Genomic DNA, 22506 nt, shown 5'->3' with positions numbered 1-22506 from the left:
CTTACTTCGTTTCTGCTTGGACTTTGTCTTGGTAAAGACCACGTTTGTACGCCCAAACCATCATAAGAACACCCAGAATGATCATCGGTGACGATAGGATTTGTCCCATCGAAATGTAACCACCAAATAGACCAAGCTGTGCATCCGGTTCGCGAACAAACTCAACTAGGAAACGGAATGTACCATATCCAGCTAAAAATAGCCCTGATACCGCACCTAAAGGACGAGGCTTTTTGATGAACCAGTTCAGAATGAAGAACAGCACAATGCCCTCTAGGAACATCTCATAAAGCTGAGATGGGTGACGAGGCAGTGGGCCACCATTCGGGAAGATGATCGCCCATGGCACATCTGTTACGCGTCCCCAAAGTTCACTGTTCATGAAGTTACCCATACGCCCCATGCCAAGACCAAACGGCACGAGCGGAGCCACAAAGTCAGCCACACCGAAGAAAGTTCGACCATTCTTATGTGCGTACCAGAACATTGCCGTGATAACACCTAACAAACCGCCGTGGAATGACATGCCGCCAGTCCAAACTTTAAATAGGTATAGGGGGTCTGCTAAGAACAAATCAAAGTTGTAGAAGATAACGTAGCCAACTCGACCACCAATCACTACCCCAAGGAAACCAGCGAACAACAAGTCTGAAACTTGTTCACGCGTCCAACCACTACCCGGTTTATCTGCGCGACGATTTGCCAACCATAGTGCGAACATAAAGCCGACTAGGTACATCAAACCGTACCAACGAACAGAAACAGGACCAATAGAGACTAAAACCGGATCAATATTGGGAAATTCTAAGTATCCCTGAGACATAACTCATTCTCTTCTTATTACTAATAAAACAGGTGGACTTTACAGCAGCATGGTCGCTGCAACAAACATCAAGAACACAGCAAAGATCTTCTTTAAGACTGCCGTAGGAAGGTTAGTTGCCATTTTAGCGCCGACTTTCGTCGTGAGCATCGACGTCATCGCAATCGCCGCTAAAGCTGGTAGGTAAACATAGCCAATACTGTAGTAAGGTAACCCCTCAACTTTGTAGCCATGCAAGATAAATCCAATCATGCCTGAAATCGCAATGACACAACCGCATACCGATGAGGAGCCAACCGCTTTGCGCATTTCAATGCCATGCTTGTTTAAGAAAGGCACCGACAGAGAACCACCGCCAATACCAGCAAGACTAGAGACTACACCAATTCCCGTTCCGTACATCATAGTGACCGGACTACTCGGCATTGGCTTCTCACTTTTCGTCTTGATGGAGCGAAACATTTGTATTGCTAAGCACAGCACAATCACACCGAAGACTTTCGGTAGGTAATGAGTCGGGATCCATTCCGCGATATTAGCCCCAACAAAACCACCGATAACCACGCCAGGCATCAACCATTTGACGACAAACATATCGACATTTCCAAGCTTCAGGTGGTTCAGTGCAGAAGAACCTGACGTGACAATGATACTCGCCAATGACGTTGCTAATGCCATATGCATGCTCATTTCAGGAGAGATACCAGCAAGAGGAAGAAGGTATAGTAACGCAGGTACGACAATCAGCCCGCCTCCGATACCAAGAAGCCCCGCCATCACGCCTACAAAAGCGCCTAGCGCGAGCAATAATATAAATAAAGAGATGGTCACTGTTACCCTACTTCTTACCTGCACGAATAAAGCCGGCAAAGCCTTGCTGGATAAAGAAATCATGCATCATTTGATGGATTTCTTGCCCGTAAGAGCATGACATGGCTTTCTCGACGAGTTTTTCTAGTTCTTTTTGTTGGCTATGACGAATCAAATACTTCACCTTAGCCACGTTCGAGGTGTTCATACTCAAACTGTTGTAGCCTAAGCCCAACAGGAGCAGCGCACCAAATGGATCACCTGCTAGCTCACCACAAATACACACAGGTACTTGATACTGGAGGCAAACATCGTGAATTTGTTTTAACGCTAACAACACCGCCGGATGCATGGATTCATAGACATCCGCAACACGGGAATTGTTCCGATCAACTGCCAACAAATATTGCGTTAAGTCGTTTGTACCCACCGAAACAAAGTCAACGCGATGAGCAATGGCCGGTAACAAGTACACCATTGATGGGACTTCTATCATCACCCCAACCTTTGGTGCTTGAATTCGCTCATCCAGCAACACGACTTCACTGTACGCTTGATTGATAAGCGTAATCGCGTCATCGAGCTCTTTTATTCCCGAAACCATAGGAAGCAAAATACTTAAATTGCCGCTTTCAGCACTCGCCCTTAGCATAGCTCTCAGTTGGATCAAAAAGATATCCGGATGATCCAAAGTAAAACGAATACCGCGCCAGCCCAAGAACGGATTATCTTCATCAATCGGCAGATACGGCAATGGCTTATCACCACCGATGTCCAAGGTACGCATCACAACGCGCTGATTCGGATAACTATTAAGAATTGCTTGGTACTGATGATACTGCTCATCTTCAGAGGGAAAGTGATGCTGAAGTAAAAAAGCGATTTCTGTTCGATACAGACCAACGCCATCGACACCTGAGTTGATCGCGATATTGCTATCGGCACTCAACCCCGCGTTAAGCATCACTTCAATGTGGCAATCGTCTTTTGTAATGGCTGGCAGTGCCAAGTCTTTGTTCACCATGGCGAACAGTTCAGACTCTTCACTCACAAGGCTACGATACTCGCGTAGAAGCTGCCTGTTAGGTTCTAAATAGATCTCACCAGTGTAACCATCCACAATCCCCTTCTTGCCATTCACGACACTGGTGTTAATGTTCGCGCCCATGATGGCAGGTACACCCAATGCCCTTGAAAGAATCGCCGCGTGAGAGTTCGCTGCACCTTCCAATGACACGACCGCTAAAAGGTGTTGTTTTGGAATCGACGCTAATAACGTGGCCGTCAGTTCATTGGCAACCAAGATCACCGGACGATCGATCGAGGCATGTTCTTGCTCGCTATTGTGCAAGAAATAGAGCAGGCGTTGTCCTAGTTCACGAATATCTTGCGCACGTTCACGCAGATACACATCCGACATACGTGCAAAGCGGTTCGAATAGGTCTCAACAACTTGTCGCAACGCCCAATCTGCTCGGTCGCCTTTCTCGATCTGCTTCTTCAGATCACCACGCAACATTGGATCGTTAAGTAAGTGGGTAAAAAGGTCGAAGATCGCCAAGGCATCTTTATTGATTTCGCTGTCGAACTTTTTCCGCATACGGCGAAAGTCACTCAATGCCCTTTCTACTGCAACCGCTAAAAGTTCATGCTCACGCTCTTTATCTAACGCAGACGCAGGAAACACATCATTTAAGTTTGGTTGTGTATTATCAAACCAGAACTCACCAATCGCTACCCCAGTTGAAGCCGGTAGGCCTTTGATCACCGTAGGTTTGGAAGCAAGTTGCCAATGACCGAGGTTTTGCGCATGGGCAATGAGCACCGCAAGCTGTGCCGATAGGGTAACAAGGAAAGACTCTTCCATCTCACTGAACAAACGCGGTGTTTTCTGCTGGATAACCAACACGCCAAGTACTTGTTTGCGATGAATGATTGGCGTACCAAGGAAGGAGTGGTAAACCTGCTCGCCTAATTGGGGGAAGAATTTGAAATCAGGGTGAGTGGAAGCTTCTGCTAAGTTAAGTGGCTCTGCACTGCGCTTCACCAAACCAACCAAGCCTTCATTGAAGTTGATATGGATGCTATCGCCTTCAAAAATAAGGCCTTGAGTTGCCATTAACTCAAGGCGCTGCATTTCTTCGTTAGCAAGATAGATAGTACAACATTCAGTGCATAGGGCGGCACAAGTCTCTTTTACCAATATATCGAGTGCCAGATGCACATCATCGACTCTGGAGACTTTCTCAACTATTTCCCTTAGCTGACTGAGCATGTTAACCCTCTATCTACGTTGCTTTTTTCTTTTCCCTTTCGTCTTACGCTCTCGAAAAGGCATGGCTAAAGATGCAAACTCTTTCATTGCTCGACGGTATACGTCACGCTTGAAAGAAACAACTTGCCTAACTGGATACCAGTAGCTTACCCAGCGCCAACCATCAAATTCAGGGGATTTCCCGCGCTGCATATTGATGCGAGACTCATCGCACTCTAATCGCAGCAGAAACCATTTCTGTTTTTGGCCGATACAAACAGGCTTGGAGTCCCAACGCACCAATCGCTTTGGTAGCTTATATCTTAACCAATGACGACTTGTAGCGATGATCTTAACGTCTTTTTTCGTCAGACCGACTTCTTCATATAACTCCCTGAACATGGCTTGTTCAGGTGTTTCACCTTCGTCAATCCCACCTTGTGGAAATTGCCATGAGTGTTGCCCGTATCGTTTAGCCCAGAAGACCTGACCATGGTTATTACATATCACAATACCAACATTGAGTCGGTAACCATCGCCATCTATCACTGGCTAACCTCTATGAATAATTTTTTATTACCGTGATTTTTCCACATATCCCCATTACTAGCAAACTTACTGATGTGATATGAGCAAGATTTATTACCTTTCGCCCCGTTTTGGATATCTTTTGAACAGACATTATTTTATCAACACAAGTTTGAGACATAGCCCACATTTATTCACCTTTTCTGTGAATAACTTTGTGAAGAAAACGCTATCAACAAAGAATTTTGTTCAAAACCATTATTGTCGACATTTATAAAGGCTCAACCAAAAATAGATAACTAAATGATTAAGAAGGAATAAAAAGCAATATTGATGATTTATTGATCTTATTTGCCTTGATGATCTTTTCATCAAACACAGATCGGTCAAAGATCGCACAATCGGTTATTTATCCACATTCGACAGGTAGGACTTCATGGCATCTCAACAAAAGCAAGTCTCAATCGCTACCTAAACCCCTGTTTATTCATCCAGCTCAGCTAGAGATCCTATTGGTCACTTCCTAATCTGTGGATAAGTTATGAATTGATCATTCTTAATCCAGCTCGATGAAATCTTAGACAGAGGATTTTATTCAAATTTGTTAGACTAGATGTTTTCCAATACCACCTTGTCATTATGAAACCAGAACCACAATCCGAAGCTGAACTGATGGAACGCGCGCACGACATTGCTGGCTTAAGCTTTGCTGAGCTTGCCGAAGAGGCTGGCATGACCGTTCCAGAGAACTTGAAACGCGACAAAGGTTGGGTTGGTCAATTGCTTGAATGGCATTTGGGTGCGCCTGCGGGTAGTAAGCCGCAACAAGATTTCGCTAAACTTGGGATCGAACTAAAAAGCATTCCGATCAGTTATTCTGGTAAGCCATTAGAAACCACTTTTGTCTCTGTAGCACCATTGACTGGTGTACAAGGCTTAACATGGGAAACCAGTCACGTACGCAACAAACTTTCCCGCGTACTTTGGGTTCCCGTGGAAGGCGAGCGCGAAATTCCTTTAGCAGAGCGACGAGTTGGCAGTCCATTGATTTGGTCACCAGACCAGGAAGAGGAGCTAGTCCTAAAAAACGATTGGGAAGAGCTGATGGAAATGATCGTGTTAGGTAAGTTTGATCAAATTTCCGCCAGACATGGAGAGGCACTGCACTTACGACCGAAAGCTGCAAACGCAAAAGCTTTAACAGAAGCATACAGTTCAAATGGTAAACCGATCAAAACCCTGCCTCGCGGATTCTACCTCAGAACACAGTTTACTGAGCAGATCCTACTGAAGCACTATATCAACGCTCAATCCGAGTAACTAGGTTCTGTTGGTCTTTTGCGGTTCATTTCTACAGCGTTATCGGCTTCTCATGTAGGCTAGCTACGCTTCAAAGCCTTTGTCTTGTAGAAATTTCCCACAAAGTGCGGCAAAAATCAGCTCAAAAGATCAACAGCCCCTAATGCGTTACCAGTGACAATTCAATATCACAATATGAGGCTGCGCCATCGCTACCAAATTCATCGTACGCGTTGTGCAGTCTTAAATAAGCTTTATCAATCCCCAACCTAAGCAGTTCTTCTTTCACCAAGTCTAACGATCCAAAGTGAATCGGATCTTCGCCATCTTTGATCGGCTCAAGTTGGTGTTTGTACTCCACTGCTAATAGATAGTCAGAGACATCAGAACAACCTATCACAAAGACCTTCGGTGTTTTGTAGGAGTCTTTGTGGTGGCCATGCAACCACATGTCGAGTTGATGCTTCTGCATAATGCACCTCCTTCACAAGATCTTTTAAGTCTAGTTACCGTATTGATAACTTTCGAGTTAACTACAAAGCGAAAGTTAAATCATTTGCGACAGCGACTAAAAATCCCCTATATTGGAATGACTTATTCAGTCGGTAATTCTTCAAGGACGTGAAATGCAATATACAAAACTACCGCACTCATCACTCGAGATCAGTAAGATCTGCCTTGGCACTATGACGTTTGGTGAGCAAAACACCGAACAAGAAGCGTTTCAACAACTCGACTTCGCCCTCGACCGTGGCGTGAACTTTATTGATACTGCAGAGATGTATCCCGTTCCACCAAAAGCAGAAACACAAGGACTCACTGAGCAATATATTGGAAATTGGTTAGCGAAAAGTGGCAAGCGCGAAAAAGTGGTATTGGCAACGAAAGTCGCTGGTCCACGCAACGTGCCTTATATTCGAGAGAACATGAGTCTGAATCGTCGCCATATTCATACCGCTATCGATGACAGTCTCAAGCGTCTACAAACCGATTATGTCGATCTATACCAATTGCACTGGCCACAACGCCAAACCAACTGCTTTGGTCAACTCAACTACCCTTACCCAGATAAGCAAGAAGAAGTCACACTGATCGAAACACTTGAAGCACTGACCGAACTAGTTAAAGCAGGCAAGGTACGTTACATAGGTGTATCGAACGAAACCCCATGGGGTGTGATGTCACTGCTGCGTTTAGCAGAAAAACACGATCTGCCTAGAATAGTTTCAATCCAAAACCCATATAACTTGTTGAACCGCAGCTTTGAAGTTGGTTTGTCTGAAATCAGCCATTATGAAGGTGTTCAGCTACTTGCTTACTCACCTCTAGCCTTTGGTTGTTTAAGCGGTAAATACCTCAACGATGCGAAGCCAGAAGGTGCCCGATGCACTATTTGGGAACGCTTTGCTCGTTACTTCACTCCACAAGGCGTGAAAGCAACAGAAGCATACGTCAATCTAGCTCGTGACCATGGTTTGGATCCTTCGCAAATGGCACTTGCCTTCGTCAATCAGCGACCATTTGTGGGTTCTAATATTATTGGCGCTACTAACCTAGAACAACTTAAATCCAATATCGACAGTATCGATGTTCACCTCAGTGAAGCATTACTCAATGACATCCAAGCGATTGGCACCACTTACTCAAACCCTTGTCCGTAAGACTTCATGTTGACGTGACCAACACACTAAAGTAACGGACACTAAAAACAAAACGGGCTGACCATAATGGTCAGCCTGTTTTGTTTCTATCAAGCCCAAATTGAACCAAGTACATTAAGGAAAGTTCAATTTGGGCTTTTGATTACGTCAGTATTCGCGAAGTTAAAACTCGGCGAAGATGGCGAACTCGACGATCAACTTTTACGGCGTCTGGGACGCTAGTTCGAGTTGAGCGGCCGTCTTTATCTAAGCCAATATCTTTTAGCAAGTGTTCGTTAGTCCATGGAATATCATGTGAGCTACGACGAACCATACGTTGCCATTGTTTTTCTTCACGTTTTAGATCTGCTTTCAATAGCACAGTTGCTAGTTTCAGATAGATAGAGTGACGCATAACTTATTCTCCAAATTGCGATAAAGGATCGACTGGGAAAAATAGTGCGTAATTGGACAGAAAAATTCTGTTGAGACTAAGCCGCTACTTTTCCGCAGCCTAGTAAAAGAGATAGGTTACGGATTAATTTAATCTAATGAGCCAGTGGCATCCTGTTTAGTCGCATCAAAGGTTGAGCGAACAGCAGGCATACGATCAGCGCAAGCAGTGGTGTTAACAACGTAATGTTTCATCTTGCGCCTCCTAGCTAAAAATTAATCCGTGATTGATGTGGTATAACTCTTTGAGTTACGGCTAAATTGTAAGCAACGGAGGATATTTATCAAACAATTTTTATCCTTTCGATTAAAAACAAACCAATGACCTAAAATTAGGTTTCATATGGTTTTTTGAATAACATATTCAACTAAGGAATATATAAAACATCGAGTTTTATAAATAACCGAATTCTATTCACAAAAAAGGAGCGCATATGCACTCCTTTTTGGGATAAGTTGTTTCGTCAGCACTTACTGATTCAAATTAGATTAAACCGTCTGCTCTGAAATCAAATTATGCTTGTTCAATAGTCGATACATGGTTGCGCGCGATACGCCAAGCTCTTTCGCTGCGTTCGATACCTGACCGGAATGTGATTCCAACACAACAAGCAGTGCATCACGCTCGCTCTTTTCACGAATTGACTTCAAGCTACGTTTAGAATCATTGCGTTGCGGAAGATCAAGATGATGTTCTTCAATCATTACGCTATCCGACATCAGTACAGCACGTTTGACTTGGTTCATCAACTCACGCACGTTACCTGGCCAGAAGTAACGTGTCAGTGCTTTCAGCGCATCTTCAGAAAAGCTTTTCGCCTGCGAGTTATATTCTTTTGAGAACTCTTGTAGGTAGAAGCGCGCTAATAGTGCGATATCACTTGCGCGTTCTTTCAAGCTTGGCACATTAATGCGAAGCACATTGATGTAATGGTAAAGCTCTTCATTGAAGTCACCATCAATCAGTGCTTTTTCAACATCAGAAGAGTTAGCAGCAAGAATACGAACGTTAACATTTTTCGCACCATCACGAGTTTCAATCGTGCCTTCTTGCAAGAAACGCAGAAGGTTCATCTGCTGTTCTTTAGAGATGGTCAAGATATCGTTGAAAAGCACGGTACCACCATCAGCCTGCTCAAGCAGACTTGCTTCCATATCGTCATCAGCATCAATGCCAAAGACTTCGGCTTGGAAGCGTTGCTCGTTAAGCGCGCGACAGTTAATTGATAGGAATGGCTTGTGAGAACGTGAGGATACTTTATGAATCGCACGTGCAACAGCTTCTTTACCTGTACCGCTTTCACCATAGATTAGAATACTTACATCGGTTGGACCGATACGTTTCACTTGGTCACGTAGACGTTTCATTGGGATAGATTCGCCGATCAGCCCCATGTCTAAGCTGCTACCAAAGCTTGGCCATACTTTTTTCTCTAGCTTCAACATACCAAGTTGGTGACCAATGGTACTCAATAGCTGTGCATCAGGGATTGGTGCCGTGAAAAAGTCGATACAGAAGTTCACAATGAACTGACAGATGGTATCAGTTCCGAGTTGAGATTCACGGATGAATGCTAACCAACGAACGTGCTTGTGAGAACTCACTAAGTTCGCCAAACCATTAAGACTGAACTCGTCATGGCTAAGGTCAACTATACCAATACATGGACCAATATCTTCTAACAATGTGTTGGCTTTACGTAAATCACCCACTTGGTGACATTTCCATCCCACTTGCTCTAGCACCGAAAGCCAAGGTTCATAAGTACCGCCAACTACTACAAGCGATCCCGGAATGGAATCCATCTTAAACTGCCCAGCCATTCTCTAACCCTTATTGATTGTTCATAGAAATTTCGCGCCACAAACCCATCTTTGCGAACGGGTAACATTATCGAGACTACGCGCGCTTAAGTCTGTCTCAATATTAAGACTATGCAACAGATTGAGATTTGGCGAATGCTTATTTAGACCTCTTATATACAATCAAATGCAAACAGTTGAATTTATTCAAATTAAAGATACAAAAAAACCACCCGAAGGTGGTTTTTTCATTACTCAGCGAGGAGATTACGCTTGTGGGCGCATCGCTGGGAATAGGATCACGTCACGGATAGTGTGCGTGTTAGTCAGCAGCATAACTAGGCGGTCGATACCGATACCTTGACCTGCTGTTGGTGGTAGACCGTGCTCTAGTGCAGTGATGTAGTCTGCATCGTAGAACATTGCTTCGTCATCACCAGACTCTTTCGCTTCCACCTGTGCTTTGAAACGCGCGTCTTGGTCTTCTGCATCGTTAAGCTCAGAGAAGCCGTTTGCTACTTCACGACCACCGATGAAGAACTCAAAGCGGTCTGTGAAGAATGGGTTGTCATCGCTACGACGAGCCAGAGGAGAGATGTCCGCTGGGTAGCCAGTGATGAACGTTGGCTGCATTAGCTTAGGTTCTGCAGTTTCACCGAAGATTTCTTCAAGAAGCTGACCACATGTCCAGAAAGGTTCGACTTCAACGTGCACTGATTTTGCGATAGAAACCATTAGGTCACGGTTTTGAATGTCTTCTTCTGTTAGCGCTTGGATTTGTGCGTGGTCTGGGTTGTAGTGCTTGATTGCTTCAAACATGCTCATACGAGTGTAAGTGCCACCAAACTCAACCGTGTCATCACCGTAAGGCATTGACGTTGAACCTAGAACTTCTAGAGCGACTGAGCTTAGTAGTTCTTCAGTTAGGTCCATAAGATCTTTGTAATCCGCGTACGCCATGTAGAATTCCATCATTGTGAATTCTGGGTTGTGACGTGGAGAAAGACCTTCGTTACGGAAGTTACGGTTGATTTCGAATACGCGATCAAAACCACCAACAACTAGACGTTTCAGGTATAGCTCAGGCGCGATACGTAGGTACATTGGCATGTCTAGTGCGTTGTGGTGCGTGATAAATGGACGCGCACTCGCACCGCCAGGGATAACGTGCATCATTGGCGTTTCAACTTCCATGAACTGTTTAGAGATCATGAAGTTACGGATTGCAGACATTACTTTAGAACGTACTACGAACGCTTGACGAGAATCTTCGTTAACGATTAGGTCAACGTAACGTTGACGGTAACGCATCTCTTGGTCAGTTAGACCGTGGAACTTCTCTGGTAGTGGACGAAGTGCTTTAGTTAGCAACTCGAACTCTTCCATGTTCACGTATAGGTCGCCTTTACCTGATTTGTGCAGCGCACCTTTAACACCGATGATGTCACCGATATCAAGACCTTGGTATTTGTCTTTTAGTACTTTTTGAACCGCTTTGTCAGCGTAAGCTTGAATACGACCAGAAGTCTCTTGGATTACTAGGAATGGACCACGCTTAGCCATGATACGACCAGCGATTGCAACTACGTGGTTAAGCTCTTCTAGCTCTTCCTTCGTCTTTTCACCGAACTCTTTTTGAAGGTCGCCCGCTAGTGCGTCACGACGGAAGTCGTTTGGGTGGCCATTTGCTTTGCAGCTCTTTCGGATTTCATCCAGTTTAGCGCGGCGTTCAGCAATTAGCTTGTTTTCTTCTTGTACAGTTTCGTTTTGAACAGCATCAGTCATTTTCGATGTATCCTGTTTTTGTCGGTGAAAAGCTTTATAGACCTGATTTCAGGCTAGCTTCAATAAATTTGTCCAGATCGCCATCAAGAACCGCTTGAGTATTACGGTTTTCAACGCCCGTACGGAGGTCTTTAATGCGTGAGTCATCCAATACGTAAGAACGGATCTGGCTACCCCAGCCAATGTCAGACTTAGCGTCTTCATTAGCTTGTTTTTCCGCGTTTTGCTTTTGCAATTCAAGCTCAAATAGCTTCGCTCGAAGCTGTTTCATTGCCTGATCTTTGTTCTTATGTTGAGAACGGTCATTCTGACACTGAACCACTGTGTTCGTTGGTACGTGTGTAATACGAACCGCAGATTCGGTGGTGTTTACGTGCTGACCACCAGCACCTGACGCACGGTAAACGTCGATACGTAGGTCAGATGGGTTAATGTCGATATCAATGTTTTCATCAATCTCTGGGTAGATAAACGCAGAAGCAAATGAAGTATGACGACGACCGCCTGAATCGAATGGCGATTTACGAACTAGGCGGTGAACGCCTGTTTCTGTGCGTAGCCAGCCGTAAGCGTACTCACCAGAGATCTTCACTGTTGCGCCCTTAAGACCCGCAACTTCGCCTTCCGATACTTCGATCACCTCAGATTTGAAGCCTTTTGCTTCAGCCCAACGTAGGTACATACGTAGCATCATGTTGGTCCAGTCTTGTGCCTCTGTACCACCTGAGCCAGCTTGCAAATCAATGTAGCAATCAGAGCTGTCATGGTCACCAGAGAACATACGACGGAATTCAAGCTGTTCTAGCTTCTCTTCCAACTCAGCAAGTTCTGGTTCGATCTCGTCAAACGTTTCTTGATCTTCTTCTTCAACCGCAAGCTCAAGAAGACCTTCAACGTCCTCTACACCTTGCTCTAGTTGATCGATAGTTTCAACAACCGCTTCAAGAGATGCACGCTCTTTACCTAGTGCTTGTGCACGTTCTGGTTCGTTCCATACATCTGGTTGTTCAAGTTCTGCGTTGACTTCTTCTAGACGCTCTTTCTTAGCGTCATAGTCAAAGATACCCCCTCAGGACATTCGTGCGCTCAGACACGTCCTGTAGACGGTTTTTAATTGGATTGATTTCAAACATGTTGGCTCAACATTTTAGAATAGAATTTAACCGAGAAATTCTACTCAAAAATGTGACCGAGATACAGGAAAATTTCGGCTGGGAAATCAGATTGCAATTAGAGAGAGCACGGTCATAAAATTTTTGCCCACAAAAAGGCGACCGTACTCTAAAAGAAGTGACTTTCTAGGTCCTACTTAGCTTCAATGTGATCAATCATTAACTGTAATGATTGATTGCCGCGAAACTCATTCACATCCAACTTATACGCGAGGCGTACTGTTTTCACTGATGCATCCGGCCAACGACGCAAGTCAACATTAAATGCAATGCCATCGATCATGACGTTTGTTGGATGACCTTTGAAAAGTGGTTCTAGCATCAGCTTAAGGTGCTTCTCACCGACCAGTTTCTGGTGCAATACTTTGAACTCACCATCAAAGATAGGTTCTGGGAACGCTTGCCCAAAAGGACCACCTGAGCGCAATTGTTCAGCAACATTCATCGAGAACTCTTCGGGTTTAAGCTCGCCGTCCGACATAACCACACCTTTCAGCGCCGCTTCGTCCAGTTCTTTCTTCACGACTTCATCAAACAAACGGCTAAAGCGCTCGAAGTCTTGTTCTTTGATGGTTAAGCCTGCCGCCATCGCGTGTCCACCAAATTTGATGATCAAGCCTGGGTTTTGCGTATCGATGAAATCCAGCGCGTCACGCATGTGTAGCCCCGGAATAGAGCGACAAGAACCTTTAATTGTCCCCTCTCCGCCATCGGCAAAGGCGATAACAGGACGATGGAACTTCTCTTTAATGCGCGAAGCAAGAATACCGATAACGCCTTGGTGCCAATCACGTTGGAACAGTGCTAAACCGTAAGGCAATTCACTGTTTTCACCAAATTGAAGACGCTCACAAAAAGCCATCGCTTCTTGCTTCATCCCTTCTTCAATCTCTTTACGGGTTTGGTTCAAACCATCCAACTCACTCGCCATACGACGCGCCGCATGGATGTTGTTACACATCAGTAGTTCAACACCGAAAGACATGTCATCCAAACGACCTGCGGCATTAATACGAGGACCAAGTGCAAAGCCAAAATCAGATGCAACCAAACGACGAGCATCTCGCTTCGCGACTTCAATCAGAGCTTGAATTCCCGGGCGTGCTTTGCCTGCACGAATACGCTGCAAGCCTTGGTGCACAAGAATGCGGTTATTTTCATCCAGCGGCACAACGTCGGCGACGGTGCCGAGAGCAACCAAGTCGATCAACTCCATCAACTTAGGCTCTTGCATGCCTTGCTGCGCGAACCAATTTTGTTTACGCATGTACACACAAAGCGCCATCATCAAATAGAAAGCAACGCCAACCCCTGCCAATGCTTTCGATGGGAAAGCACAGCTGTCGAGGTTCGGGTTCACCATGGCATCCACATTCGGCAGCTCTTGCCCTGGTAAGTGATGGTCAGTAACCAGTACAGTAATGCCGTTTTCTTTGGCGTAGCGAACCCCTTCAATCGACGACACACCGTTGTCTACCGTCATAATCATCTCAGCACCCAGCTCTAACGCCTGGTCCACGACTTCAGGACTGAGGCCGTAGCCATCTTCAAAGCGGTTCGGCACCAAGTAGTCCACGTTATTACTGCCAAGCATACGTAGGGCAAGCACTGACAACGCCGAGCTAGTCGCGCCATCGGCATCAAAATCACCAACGACAATAATACGCTTTTGCTCATTAATGGCTTGGAACAACAACTCAACCGCCTGGTCAATGCCACCCAACTGTTGGTAAGAATGTAAGCCACGAGCAGAAGTCTCTAACTGTGCTACATCTGTGATACCACGGTTAATGTAGATGCGCTTGAGAATAGGTGGAATGGAATCGGGAAGAAGAGAAAGATCCGGTTCAGGACGTCGTTGAATTTCTATCATGTTTGAAAAGAGCCAACGAATACCGCTGGCTCTGCTCCTTAAAGGATTATTGTTGCTCTAAGCGTTTTAGTAGTTCAGCCGGTGGAAGGTAACCGCCTACGAGTTCACCACTTGGTAGGAAGATTGCTGGCGTACCAGAAATACCAAGTTCACGACCTAGGTTGTAGTGCGCTTGAATGGTTTCTTTGCACTGTTTTAGATCTTTCGCTGGATTGTCGAAAGTGCGCTCAACTTTTGCATTGTGCATTGCTGATTTCGGATCTTCTGCACACCAAATTGTCGCCATTTGTTCAGCAACTGGACCTGTTGCACCTTGACGAGGGTACGCCATGTAACGAACAGTAATACCCAAGTCGTTGTAACCTTGCATCTGGCTGTGTAGACGTACGCAGTAACCACACGTGATATCGGTAAATACCGTCACCACATACTTCTCGTTGTCCGCTTTGTATTCAATCACGCTATCAGATAACTTCGCGATTTTCTCTGCGTTCAATGGTGCTTGACGCTCAGCAATCACGTCTTTGTAGCCGCCGTTATCATCAATGGCGTAAAGTGTACCGGCAATAAAGTGGTTGCCATCGTTTGATGCGAACAACACACCACCATTGGTTTGGATTTCTAATAGTCCAGCAACGTCTGATGGTTGGATATCAAGAATAGACACACCCAGCTTAGAGAACTTCGCTTTTAGCGCAGCTTCATCAAAGTTCTGTTTTGCCGCTGGCGCGACTTGTTGTGCAGGAGTTTCCGTTTTTGCCTGACTTTCTTCAGCACCACAAGCGGTTACGAAAAACGGTAAAGTCAGCAGAGTTAGTCGGCGTAATACGCTCATTAAATTCACCTTAAAATAAAATCTTTTCATCCAATGAGACAAAGGATGAACCAAACCATCATTATGCTCTTGGGTGGTGTTGACTGTGGATCTGTTTCAATCGTTCAGTCGCCACGTGAGTATAAATTTGCGTTGTCGATAAGTCACTATGCCCCAACAGCATCTGTACGACCCTGAGATCTGCGCCATAGTTCAATAAGTGTGTCGCAAAAGCATGGCGCAATACGTGTGGAGACAGTTGGTCGGTATCAATACCCGCTATCACAGCGTAGTACTTGATACGGTGCCAAAAGGTCTGACGGGTCATTTGTCTCGCACGTTTACTTGGGAATACCACATCCGACGTAGTCTCTCCCAATAGAGCAGACCGACCTTGCTGGATAAAAGTTTCAATCCAATCGACCGCGTTTTCTCCCATAGGAACGAGGCGTTCTTTACCACCTTTACCGGTCACGCGCACTACCCCTTGACGCAAACTGACGTTTTCCATTGTCAGACTGACCAACTCTGTCACACGCAACCCAGTCGCGTAGAGTAGCTCAAGCATGGCTTTGTCTCGCAGCTCAACGGGATCATTAGGATCTGGCGCATCAAGCAGTGCGTCCACTTGCTCTTCACTGATGTCTTTAGGCAGACGCTGAGGCAACTTTGGGCTGACCAATAGCGCACTCGGATCATCGCCGCGTACTTTTTCACGGTGAATGTATTGGAACAAGCGACGAATCGCTGACAACATACGCGCACGGGATGTCTGCTTGTAATCTAAATCAACGAGGTAACTTTGATACTCTTGCAGACCAGACAAACTGATGAAATCTAGACGGTAGCTATGTTGCTCCATCCACGCGAGCAATTTCATTAAATCATTTCGGTAGGAAGCCAACGTGTTCTCCGATAGACCACGCTCCATCCACATTGCATCTAAGAATTGTTCAACCAGACCAAAATCTAGTTGATTGACAGGCTGTTGTGCCGTCATGAACGCTTCCTTATCTGTTTATATTTACAGTATTGAGAGTAAGGCAACTGCTCAACCAATACCATAAAAAAATCATCTCCCGCGGGATATTCGCTGCAATCTTCCCCGATTTATGGTTAGAATCTGCCACAACAGCAACATAAAAAACGACGAATATAATGAAAATCGGACTCTTTTACGGCTCAACAACCTGCTACACAGAAATGGCAGCAGAGAAAATTCGCAATATCATTGGTGAAGACCTTGTCGACATTCACAACGTGAAAGAGACACCGCTGTCGCTGATGGCAGATTACGATTTACTGCTAATTGGTATCTCTACTTGGGACTTCGGTGAAATCCAAGAAGACTGGAGCGCTATCTGGGAAGATATTGCAACCACACCACTAAAAGGCAAAGTCGTAGCTTTATTCGGCTTAGGAGACCAAGAAGGCTATGGCGAGTGGTACCTTGATGCGATGGGTCTACTGCATGACGAGCTAAAAGCAACGGGCGCGCAGTTTATTGGTTACTGGCCAAACGAAGGCTATGAGTTCGAAGCATCAAAAGCACTGACAGAAGATGGCAGCCAATTTGTCGGCTTAGCGTTGGATGAAGATTCCCAGTACGAACTCAGTGATGAGCGCATCGAGAAATGGTGTGAGCAAGTCTTAGTAGAGTTCCACGACACACTTTAAGTCATACGGCATCCAGCACTTGCTAGACAACAGATAAACAAAAAGCCCGGCGAATCACTTCACCGGGCTTTTTTTGTTTTGCTAGTCAGCAATTATGCAGTTTCTTCAGTCAACTCTGGTTGTGAGGACTTAGCAATAAAGAACATGCAAACAATCGCTGCAAATGTTGGTAGAACCCAACCCATGCCCACTTCAAATAGCGGCAGCATGTTGAATGCAGACACGTCTAGACCCGCAACTTTCGCAGCATCAATCAATGCAAATAACAGTGATACTAGCAGTACAGAGCGGTAAGCCACTCGTGGGTTTGGAAGCTTGCTACGTACAAACGTTAGCGCAACCAATGCTACTGCTACTGGGTATAGCGCGAACAGAACCGGAACTGATAGAGAAATTAGCTGAGACAGACCAACGTTTGCAATCAGTGCACAAGCCGCACCGTTGATAATAACCCACTGCTTGTAAGTCAGTTTCGTTTTAGAGCTGAAGAAATCTGAACATGCAGAGATAAGACCGATAGCCGTCGTCAAACATGCAAGCAATACGATGATTGAAAGTACAATCTGACCGTAAGGACCAAATAGCGCCTGAACGTATTGGCTCAGCACAGCACCACCGTTGTCTGCGCCTGCTGCAATAGTTGAACTCGTCGCACCTAGGTAGAACAATGAGATGTATACGAACGCAAGACCTGCAGCGGCAATACAGCCAGCACAGATTAGGTATTTTGTCGTTGCTGCACGCTCAGTGATGCCTTTACTGCGAAGTGCGTCCACCATTAGCATACCGAACATCAACGATGCGAACGTATCCATGGTGTTGTAGCCTTCAAGGAAGCCCTTAGTCAATGGTTGAGTTAGGTACTCGCCGTGCGCGCCCATCATTTCGCCTTGTGGGTCAATGAATACCGCAATAGCAAGAACGATAAGACCAAGGAACAGAACTGGCGTTAGCACTTTACCAATCAAATCAATCAAACGACCTTGGAACCAAGCGAAGATCATAGCCACCGCAAAGAACAAGATTGAGAATGATGTTAGATGCGCTTGAGAGGCATCTAGGAAGAATGGTTTCACTGCCATTTCATATGCTACAAGACCTGTACGAGGTGCAGCAAATGCAGGACCAATGATGATGAAGATCAACGCCGCCATCAGCACTGCTGCTTTCTTAGGAAGATCTTGAGTCAAGTGATCCCAAGAGCCGCCTGCCACAGCAATAGCAACGATAGTAATAAGAGGTAGACCTACCGCTGTTAGCAAGAAACCGAACATTGCTGGCATCAGGTGATCACCGGCTAGCTGACCCGCTAGTGGTGGGAAAATGATGTTGCCAGCACCCAAAAAGAACGCAAATAGCATAAAGCCTACTGCGATAATATCTGTTAGTTTTAACGTCTGCTTCACAGATAACCCTTTTTCTCTAATTGATGAATGTTGTGTATGCATCGACCACTTTTTTGTATACCCAAAGTTAATGAGTACCTGTGGTTCAATCTATAAATTTCCGCCGCATAATGACGAAGTACCCATCATTTGGCAACCTTTAAGAAAAAAACACCATATTAATTTAGTTCATCAACTCAAAAGCAGTGAATATCACTACCTATAGATTTGAGACCAGTTCATTATCTCGATCAAATTGAAATACAATTTAACAACCAACAAGATAACAATCTATACAATTAAGAAACAATAGAGAAATTAACTCTATTATTGAGTAAAAATAAAACAATCATGAAGAGCGAAAAATTTCAGACTAAGGACTTCAAGTTCAAGCAGTTTTCGATTCACGGCGGTGAAAGTGGCATGCCCGTCAGCACTGATGGTGTGATGCTTGGCGCTTGGGCAAATTGCTCACCACAGAGTAAAATTTTGGACATTGGTACAGGCACGGGCTTGCTAGCACTAATGTGTGCACAGCGATTTCCTGCCGCACAGATCACCGCTCTTGATATTGAAACATCAGCGGTAGAAGCAGCGCAGCAAAACTTCACCCTATCCTCTTGGTCCGACAGGCTTCACATCCACCACGCTGATGTATTGCAGTTTGAACTAACACATCGCTTCGAGCACATCATCTGTAATCCGCCCTACTTCAACAGTGGTGAGCAATCGAAGCAAAGCCAACGTGCAACTGCTCGACACACGGATACTTTGCAACACGCTTCATTACTTAAACGCTGTAATGAACTACTCGAAGAAGACGGTACTGCCAGTTTTGTTCTGCCGATTACAGAAGGCGAACTGTTTATTGCCATGGCTAAACAGCAAGGATGGTTCTTATCGCGCATCTGTCGCGTGCAACCATCACAGAAAAAGCCAGTCCACCGTTTACTGTTTGAATTAGCCAAACAAGCTTGTGATACTCAAGAAACGCACTTGATCATTCACTCAAACGAGGGTTATAGCGACGACTTTACTCAGCTAACTCGCGAGTTTTATCTTAAGATGTGAAATAACATGTGATCCTTGTCACCAATCACTTTATAATGTGCGACCTTTTTATATTCTATGCTGCTGTGGCGAACCATTAACCAAGCTTTGCTTGTGGAGAACTCATTGTGATCAGAACCTTTGCTGAACTTGATCTAGACCAAAACCTACTTGAAGCCATTGACGAGATGGGCTATGAACGCCCAACTAAAATTCAGGCAGAAGCGATTCCACAAGCGTTAGATGGTCGTGACATTCTAGCGTCAGCACCAACTGGTACTGGTAAAACGGCAGCATTCGTCCTGCCAGCACTGCAATACCTGCAAGATTTCCCACGTCGTAAACCGGGACCTGCACGTATTCTGATCCTAACCCCAACTCGTGAACTTGCGATGCAGGTAGCGGATCAAGCTCGTGCTTTAGCGAAAAACACCAAGCTAAACATCTTCACCATCACTGGTGGTGTTCAATACCAAGAGCACGCAGATATCCTAGCAACGACGCAAGATATCGTGGTAGCAACACCAGGTCGTCTACGTGAATACATTGACGCAGAACGTTTTGACTGTCGTGCGATTGAATGGCTAATCCTTGATGAAGCAGACCGCATGCTAGACATGGGCTTTGCTCCAACTGTTGACCGTCTGTCTAACGAATGTCGCTGGCGCAAACAAACCCTTCTGTTCTCAGCAACACTAGAAGGCAAAGGCGTAGAGGGTTTCACAGCAGACCTACTGAACGAACCAGCAGAGATCGACGCAAAATCACCACTACGTGAGCGTAAGAAGATCGCACAGTGGTACCATCGTGCTGATGACGCAGAGCATAAACTTGCCCTACTAAAACACATCATCACAGAGCAAGCAGAACGCACTATCGTATTCTTGAAGACTCGCGAGCGTTTAGCAGAGCTTCGTGCCCAGTTAGAGAGCGCACAGATTCCATGTTCTTGGATTCAAGGCGAAATGCCTCAAGATCGTCGTAACAACGCGATTTCTCGCTTCCGTGAAGGCACTGTAAACGTGCTATTAGCGACAGACGTAGCGGCACGCGGTATCGACCTTCCTGACGTATCACACGTAATCAACTACGATATGCCACGCACGGCAGACGTGTACCTTCACCGCATTGGTCGTACGGCTCGTGCAGGTAAGAAAGGTAATGCTATCTCAATCGTAGAAGCGCACGACCAACCAATGATGGATCGCGTTGCTCGTTACGTGAAAGAGGACATCAAAGAACGTTTCGTGAAAGAGATGCGCCCTAAACACAAAAAGCCTGTGTTTAAGAAGAAAAAGAAAAAAGACGACAAGAAGAAAGTAGCGAAAAAGAAAACCGCTAAGAAGAAGTAATCACGTCTGATTGATTTCAAATCTAAAAGAGCCGCAATCGCGGCTCTTTTTGTTTTTCATCTATAGTTGATGAGCAGGCAAGGTTTTGTCTTCATAGGCATCAGCGAAGCCATGGTTACGGTCACGGTGCCCCGCTTCATCCTCTCGAATACGCAAAATCACATCTCTTAGCATCGCATCAGTTGGCAGCTTGTAGTAATCAATCGCCAGAGTTGGGGCTGGTACGTTCTCCACTTCCCCGCTATCAATTTTCTCTAGGTACTCAGTGTAGCTGTTACACGCTTCTTCTTCGAAGTAACCAACAACACGGTGAGCGATTTTAGAAGACAGCAGATAGATGAAGCTGTACACAACAATGAAAACACCTTGTCCCAGCAACACCAACAAACGCTCAACCAAACTTGGCTTGGCAATATCGAGGAAAATCATTAGGTGCATGCGCTCGTTCTCAGCCTCATCGAGAAGTTCTCGGATCCAGCCTTCATCATCTTTCATTCGGCGTAGCGCTTTCAAGTGATTGAACATCCCAGCTACCATACCCGGCACGGCTGCGATGGTTTCGAGAATTACCGCTCGTTTCGCGTATTTCTTGCCATAAAAGATGTTCAGAGTGAATTTCAGCAATTTGGTAATACGCAGTGCAACGTACTCCGATAACTTAGAGGCTTTTTTGTGTGTGAGCTTGAAGTCTGACATAGGAGAACTCCTTATTTTTAAAGTTGCATTTAAAATACAACTTTAAACTTTATTACTCAACTATTTTTTAAGATATAAACTTTTTATGTAAAGAATTCGATTAAGATCAGATCGAATAGGCATAAAAAAAGCCGGATAACTATCCGGCTTTTTGGCGTACTTTATTTCGCTGAATCATCAACTCGCGATTGACTGACTTCAATCAGTTTTGCTCTTCTCGTTTGAACACTAAGTCTGTTGGTGTCGACTCTTCTTCAACGAAGTAGTAACCCGCAACATCAAACTTAGTGAGGTCAGCAACGCTTTCGATACGGTTTTCGATGATGTAGCGAGCCATCATGCCGCGCGCTTTCTTCGCGTAAAAGCTGATCACCTTATATTGACCATTCTTACAGTCTTTGAAGATAGGCGTGATCACTTGTGCATCCAAGTTCTTTGGCTTCACCGCTTTGAAATATTCATTTGATGCAAGGTTAATCAATACGTTGTCGCCTTGCGCAGCAATCGCTTCATTCAGCTTATCGGTAATGACATTACCCCAGAACTGGTAAAGGTTAGATCCCTTGTCGTTTGCCAGCTTAGTGCCCATCTCAAGACGGTATGGCTGCATTAAATCGAGTGGCTTAAGCAAACCGTATAGACCAGATAGCATTCTTAGGTGATCTTGAGCGTAGTCAAAATCAGCGTCAGAAAGGGTTTCCGCTTCAAGACCTGTGTACACATCGCCTTTAAATGCCAAAATGGCTTGGCGTGCATTATCTGTGGTGAAAGTTTCACTCCACTCTTGGAAACGACCAACGTTCAAATCAGCGATTTTGTCGCTCACTTTCATCAGTGATGCAACATCGGCAGGTGTTAATTTACGGCATACCTCGATCAGCGCTTTTGAATAGCTAACCAAGTCAGGTTGAGTAAACTTCTCGGTCGCGAGTGGTGATTCGTAATCGAGCGTTTTAGCTGGAGAAACTACGATGAGCATGACTTTAACTTCCCTAATTTTATTTTCCATTAGAGTACAAAAAAAGCCATGCATTGTCTGCATGGCTTTTTGAATCGTGTTGATAGCTTTCAACAATGATTGGCAGTGAACAT

The 22506-nt window shown here is 45.1% G+C and carries 20 protein-coding genes; 5 read left to right on the top strand and 15 right to left on the bottom strand.

Annotation, left to right across the window (positions count from 1 at the left end; all coding sequences use genetic code 11):
• Position 1 precedes the first annotated feature (1 nt).
• From lgt to rppH, 4 genes are read right to left on the bottom strand one after another with little or no spacing between them, the layout of a single operon-like run.
• Positions 2-823, bottom strand: coding sequence for a prolipoprotein diacylglyceryl transferase (gene lgt, locus MHO32_RS01930; RefSeq protein WP_005447915.1), 822 nt, complete (start codon positions 821-823; stop codon positions 2-4).
• A gap of 39 nt (positions 824-862) precedes the next feature.
• The gene (locus MHO32_RS01925) at positions 863-1654 is read right to left on the bottom strand and encodes a sulfite exporter TauE/SafE family protein (RefSeq protein WP_239210556.1); all 792 of its coding nucleotides are present in this window, start codon (positions 1652-1654) and stop codon (positions 863-865) included.
• Between the two features lie 7 nt (positions 1655-1661).
• Positions 1662-3908 (bottom strand): phosphoenolpyruvate--protein phosphotransferase, encoded by a 2247-nt coding sequence (gene ptsP, locus MHO32_RS01920; RefSeq protein WP_005447910.1) that lies wholly within the window; start codon positions 3906-3908, stop codon positions 1662-1664.
• Between the two features lie 9 nt (positions 3909-3917).
• The gene (gene rppH, locus MHO32_RS01915) at positions 3918-4436 is read right to left on the bottom strand and encodes an RNA pyrophosphohydrolase (RefSeq protein WP_005434895.1); all 519 of its coding nucleotides are present in this window, start codon (positions 4434-4436) and stop codon (positions 3918-3920) included.
• A 618-nt stretch (positions 4437-5054) separates the two neighbouring features.
• Between rppH and mutH the strand changes: the two genes are divergently transcribed.
• Positions 5055-5735 carry a DNA mismatch repair endonuclease MutH gene (mutH, locus tag MHO32_RS01910; RefSeq protein WP_009702656.1) on the top strand — a complete coding sequence of 227 codons (681 nt, stop codon included), beginning with the start codon at positions 5055-5057 and terminating at the stop codon, positions 5733-5735.
• A 139-nt stretch (positions 5736-5874) separates the two neighbouring features.
• Here the strand turns inward: mutH and MHO32_RS01905 are convergent, their stop codons facing one another.
• On the bottom strand, positions 5875-6186 hold the full coding sequence (locus MHO32_RS01905) for a DUF6482 family protein (protein ID WP_005447906.1): 312 nt from the start codon (positions 6184-6186) through the stop codon (positions 5875-5877).
• Positions 6187-6340: 154 nt separating this feature from the next.
• Between MHO32_RS01905 and MHO32_RS01900 the strand changes: the two genes are divergently transcribed.
• Positions 6341-7375, top strand: coding sequence for an NADP(H)-dependent aldo-keto reductase (locus tag MHO32_RS01900; RefSeq protein ID WP_005447904.1), 1035 nt, complete (start codon positions 6341-6343; stop codon positions 7373-7375).
• A 142-nt stretch (positions 7376-7517) separates the two neighbouring features.
• Here MHO32_RS01900 and MHO32_RS01895 read toward each other — a convergent pair whose 3' ends face one another.
• From MHO32_RS01895 to xerD, 7 genes are all read right to left on the bottom strand, one after another.
• A complete protein-coding gene (locus MHO32_RS01895; protein ID WP_005447902.1) occupies positions 7518-7769 on the bottom strand; it encodes a hypothetical protein in 252 nt (83 codons plus the stop codon).
• A gap of 527 nt (positions 7770-8296) precedes the next feature.
• Positions 8297-9631 carry a cyclic-di-GMP-binding transcriptional regulator VpsR gene (gene vpsR / locus MHO32_RS01890; protein ID WP_005447897.1) on the bottom strand — a complete coding sequence of 445 codons (1335 nt, stop codon included), beginning with the start codon at positions 9629-9631 and terminating at the stop codon, positions 8297-8299.
• Positions 9632-9877: 246 nt separating this feature from the next.
• Entirely contained in the window at positions 9878-11395 is a 1518-nt protein-coding gene (gene lysS / locus MHO32_RS01885) for a lysine--tRNA ligase (protein WP_239210555.1), read from the bottom strand.
• 34 nt (positions 11396-11429) lie between these two features.
• A protein-coding gene (gene prfB, locus MHO32_RS01880; RefSeq protein ID WP_100208484.1) for a peptide chain release factor 2 occupies positions 11430-12528 on the bottom strand; the annotation gives its coding sequence in 2 pieces (ribosomal slippage) (positions 11430-12452 and positions 12454-12528; 1098 coding nt in all).
• Positions 12529-12700: 172 nt separating this feature from the next.
• Entirely contained in the window at positions 12701-14440 is a 1740-nt protein-coding gene (gene recJ, locus MHO32_RS01875; RefSeq protein ID WP_005447894.1) for a single-stranded-DNA-specific exonuclease RecJ, read from the bottom strand.
• A gap of 46 nt (positions 14441-14486) precedes the next feature.
• Complete coding sequence (gene dsbC, locus MHO32_RS01870) at positions 14487-15275, bottom strand: bifunctional protein-disulfide isomerase/oxidoreductase DsbC (protein ID WP_026000319.1); 789 nt, start codon at positions 15273-15275, stop codon at positions 14487-14489.
• Between the two features lie 61 nt (positions 15276-15336).
• Positions 15337-16254 carry a site-specific tyrosine recombinase XerD gene (gene xerD, locus MHO32_RS01865; RefSeq protein WP_239210554.1) on the bottom strand — a complete coding sequence of 306 codons (918 nt, stop codon included), beginning with the start codon at positions 16252-16254 and terminating at the stop codon, positions 15337-15339.
• A gap of 158 nt (positions 16255-16412) precedes the next feature.
• On the opposite strand from xerD, the gene fldB reads away from it, so the two are divergent.
• Positions 16413-16931, top strand: coding sequence for a flavodoxin FldB (gene fldB, locus MHO32_RS01860; protein ID WP_005447890.1), 519 nt, complete (start codon positions 16413-16415; stop codon positions 16929-16931).
• 92 nt (positions 16932-17023) lie between these two features.
• On the opposite strand, the gene brnQ is transcribed toward fldB, so the two are convergent.
• Positions 17024-18337 carry a branched-chain amino acid transport system II carrier protein gene (brnQ, locus tag MHO32_RS01855; protein WP_009697628.1) on the bottom strand — a complete coding sequence of 438 codons (1314 nt, stop codon included), beginning with the start codon at positions 18335-18337 and terminating at the stop codon, positions 17024-17026.
• Between the two features lie 330 nt (positions 18338-18667).
• On the opposite strand from brnQ, the gene MHO32_RS01850 reads away from it, so the two are divergent.
• Both MHO32_RS01850 and srmB read left to right on the top strand, forming a co-directional pair.
• Positions 18668-19387: a tRNA1(Val) (adenine(37)-N6)-methyltransferase gene (locus MHO32_RS01850; protein WP_005447885.1), complete on the top strand. Its 720-nt coding sequence runs from the start codon at positions 18668-18670 to the stop codon at positions 19385-19387.
• A gap of 107 nt (positions 19388-19494) precedes the next feature.
• Positions 19495-20718 carry an ATP-dependent RNA helicase SrmB gene (gene srmB / locus MHO32_RS01845; RefSeq protein WP_005447883.1) on the top strand — a complete coding sequence of 408 codons (1224 nt, stop codon included), beginning with the start codon at positions 19495-19497 and terminating at the stop codon, positions 20716-20718.
• 60 nt (positions 20719-20778) lie between these two features.
• On the opposite strand, the gene MHO32_RS01840 is transcribed toward srmB, so the two are convergent.
• Positions 20779-21414: an alternative oxidase gene (locus tag MHO32_RS01840; protein ID WP_005447882.1), complete on the bottom strand. Its 636-nt coding sequence runs from the start codon at positions 21412-21414 to the stop codon at positions 20779-20781.
• A gap of 202 nt (positions 21415-21616) precedes the next feature.
• The gene (yaaA, locus tag MHO32_RS01835; RefSeq protein WP_005447880.1) at positions 21617-22393 is read right to left on the bottom strand and encodes a peroxide stress protein YaaA; all 777 of its coding nucleotides are present in this window, start codon (positions 22391-22393) and stop codon (positions 21617-21619) included.
• Positions 22394-22506 lie beyond the last annotated feature (113 nt).

The sequence above is a fragment of the Vibrio sp. MMH1-50 genome (assembly GCF_022347645.1).
Classification (GTDB): Bacteria; Pseudomonadota; Gammaproteobacteria; order Enterobacterales; family Vibrionaceae; genus Vibrio; species Vibrio harveyi.
This window is presented reverse-complemented; position numbering and strand designations above follow the sequence as displayed.

Bases quoted from the DNA above. Each gene is read 5' to 3' on its own strand.
- recJ (WP_005447894.1), bottom strand. From the start codon at position 14,440: ATGATAGAAATTCAACGACGTCCTGAACCGGATCTTTCTCTTCTTCCC.
- yaaA (WP_005447880.1), bottom strand. From the start codon at position 22,393: ATGCTCATCGTAGTTTCTCCAGCTAAAACGCTCGATTACGAATCACCA.
- mutH (WP_009702656.1), top strand. From the start codon at position 5,055: ATGAAACCAGAACCACAATCCGAAGCTGAACTGATGGAACGCGCGCAC.
- vpsR (WP_005447897.1), bottom strand. From the start codon at position 9,631: ATGGCTGGGCAGTTTAAGATGGATTCCATTCCGGGATCGCTTGTAGTA.
- MHO32_RS01905 (WP_005447906.1), bottom strand. From the start codon at position 6,186: ATGCAGAAGCATCAACTCGACATGTGGTTGCATGGCCACCACAAAGAC.
- MHO32_RS01900 (WP_005447904.1), top strand. From the start codon at position 6,341: ATGCAATATACAAAACTACCGCACTCATCACTCGAGATCAGTAAGATC.
- ptsP (WP_005447910.1), bottom strand. From the start codon at position 3,908: ATGCTCAGTCAGCTAAGGGAAATAGTTGAGAAAGTCTCCAGAGTCGAT.
- MHO32_RS01850 (WP_005447885.1), top strand. From the start codon at position 18,668: ATGAAGAGCGAAAAATTTCAGACTAAGGACTTCAAGTTCAAGCAGTTT.
- MHO32_RS01895 (WP_005447902.1), bottom strand. From the start codon at position 7,769: ATGCGTCACTCTATCTATCTGAAACTAGCAACTGTGCTATTGAAAGCA.
- lgt (WP_005447915.1), bottom strand. From the start codon at position 823: ATGTCTCAGGGATACTTAGAATTTCCCAATATTGATCCGGTTTTAGTC.
- MHO32_RS01840 (WP_005447882.1), bottom strand. From the start codon at position 21,414: ATGTCAGACTTCAAGCTCACACACAAAAAAGCCTCTAAGTTATCGGAG.
- xerD (WP_239210554.1), bottom strand. From the start codon at position 16,254: ATGACGGCACAACAGCCTGTCAATCAACTAGATTTTGGTCTGGTTGAA.
- dsbC (WP_026000319.1), bottom strand. From the start codon at position 15,275: ATGAGCGTATTACGCCGACTAACTCTGCTGACTTTACCGTTTTTCGTA.
- fldB (WP_005447890.1), top strand. From the start codon at position 16,413: ATGAAAATCGGACTCTTTTACGGCTCAACAACCTGCTACACAGAAATG.
- lysS (WP_239210555.1), bottom strand. From the start codon at position 11,395: ATGACTGATGCTGTTCAAAACGAAACTGTACAAGAAGAAAACAAGCTA.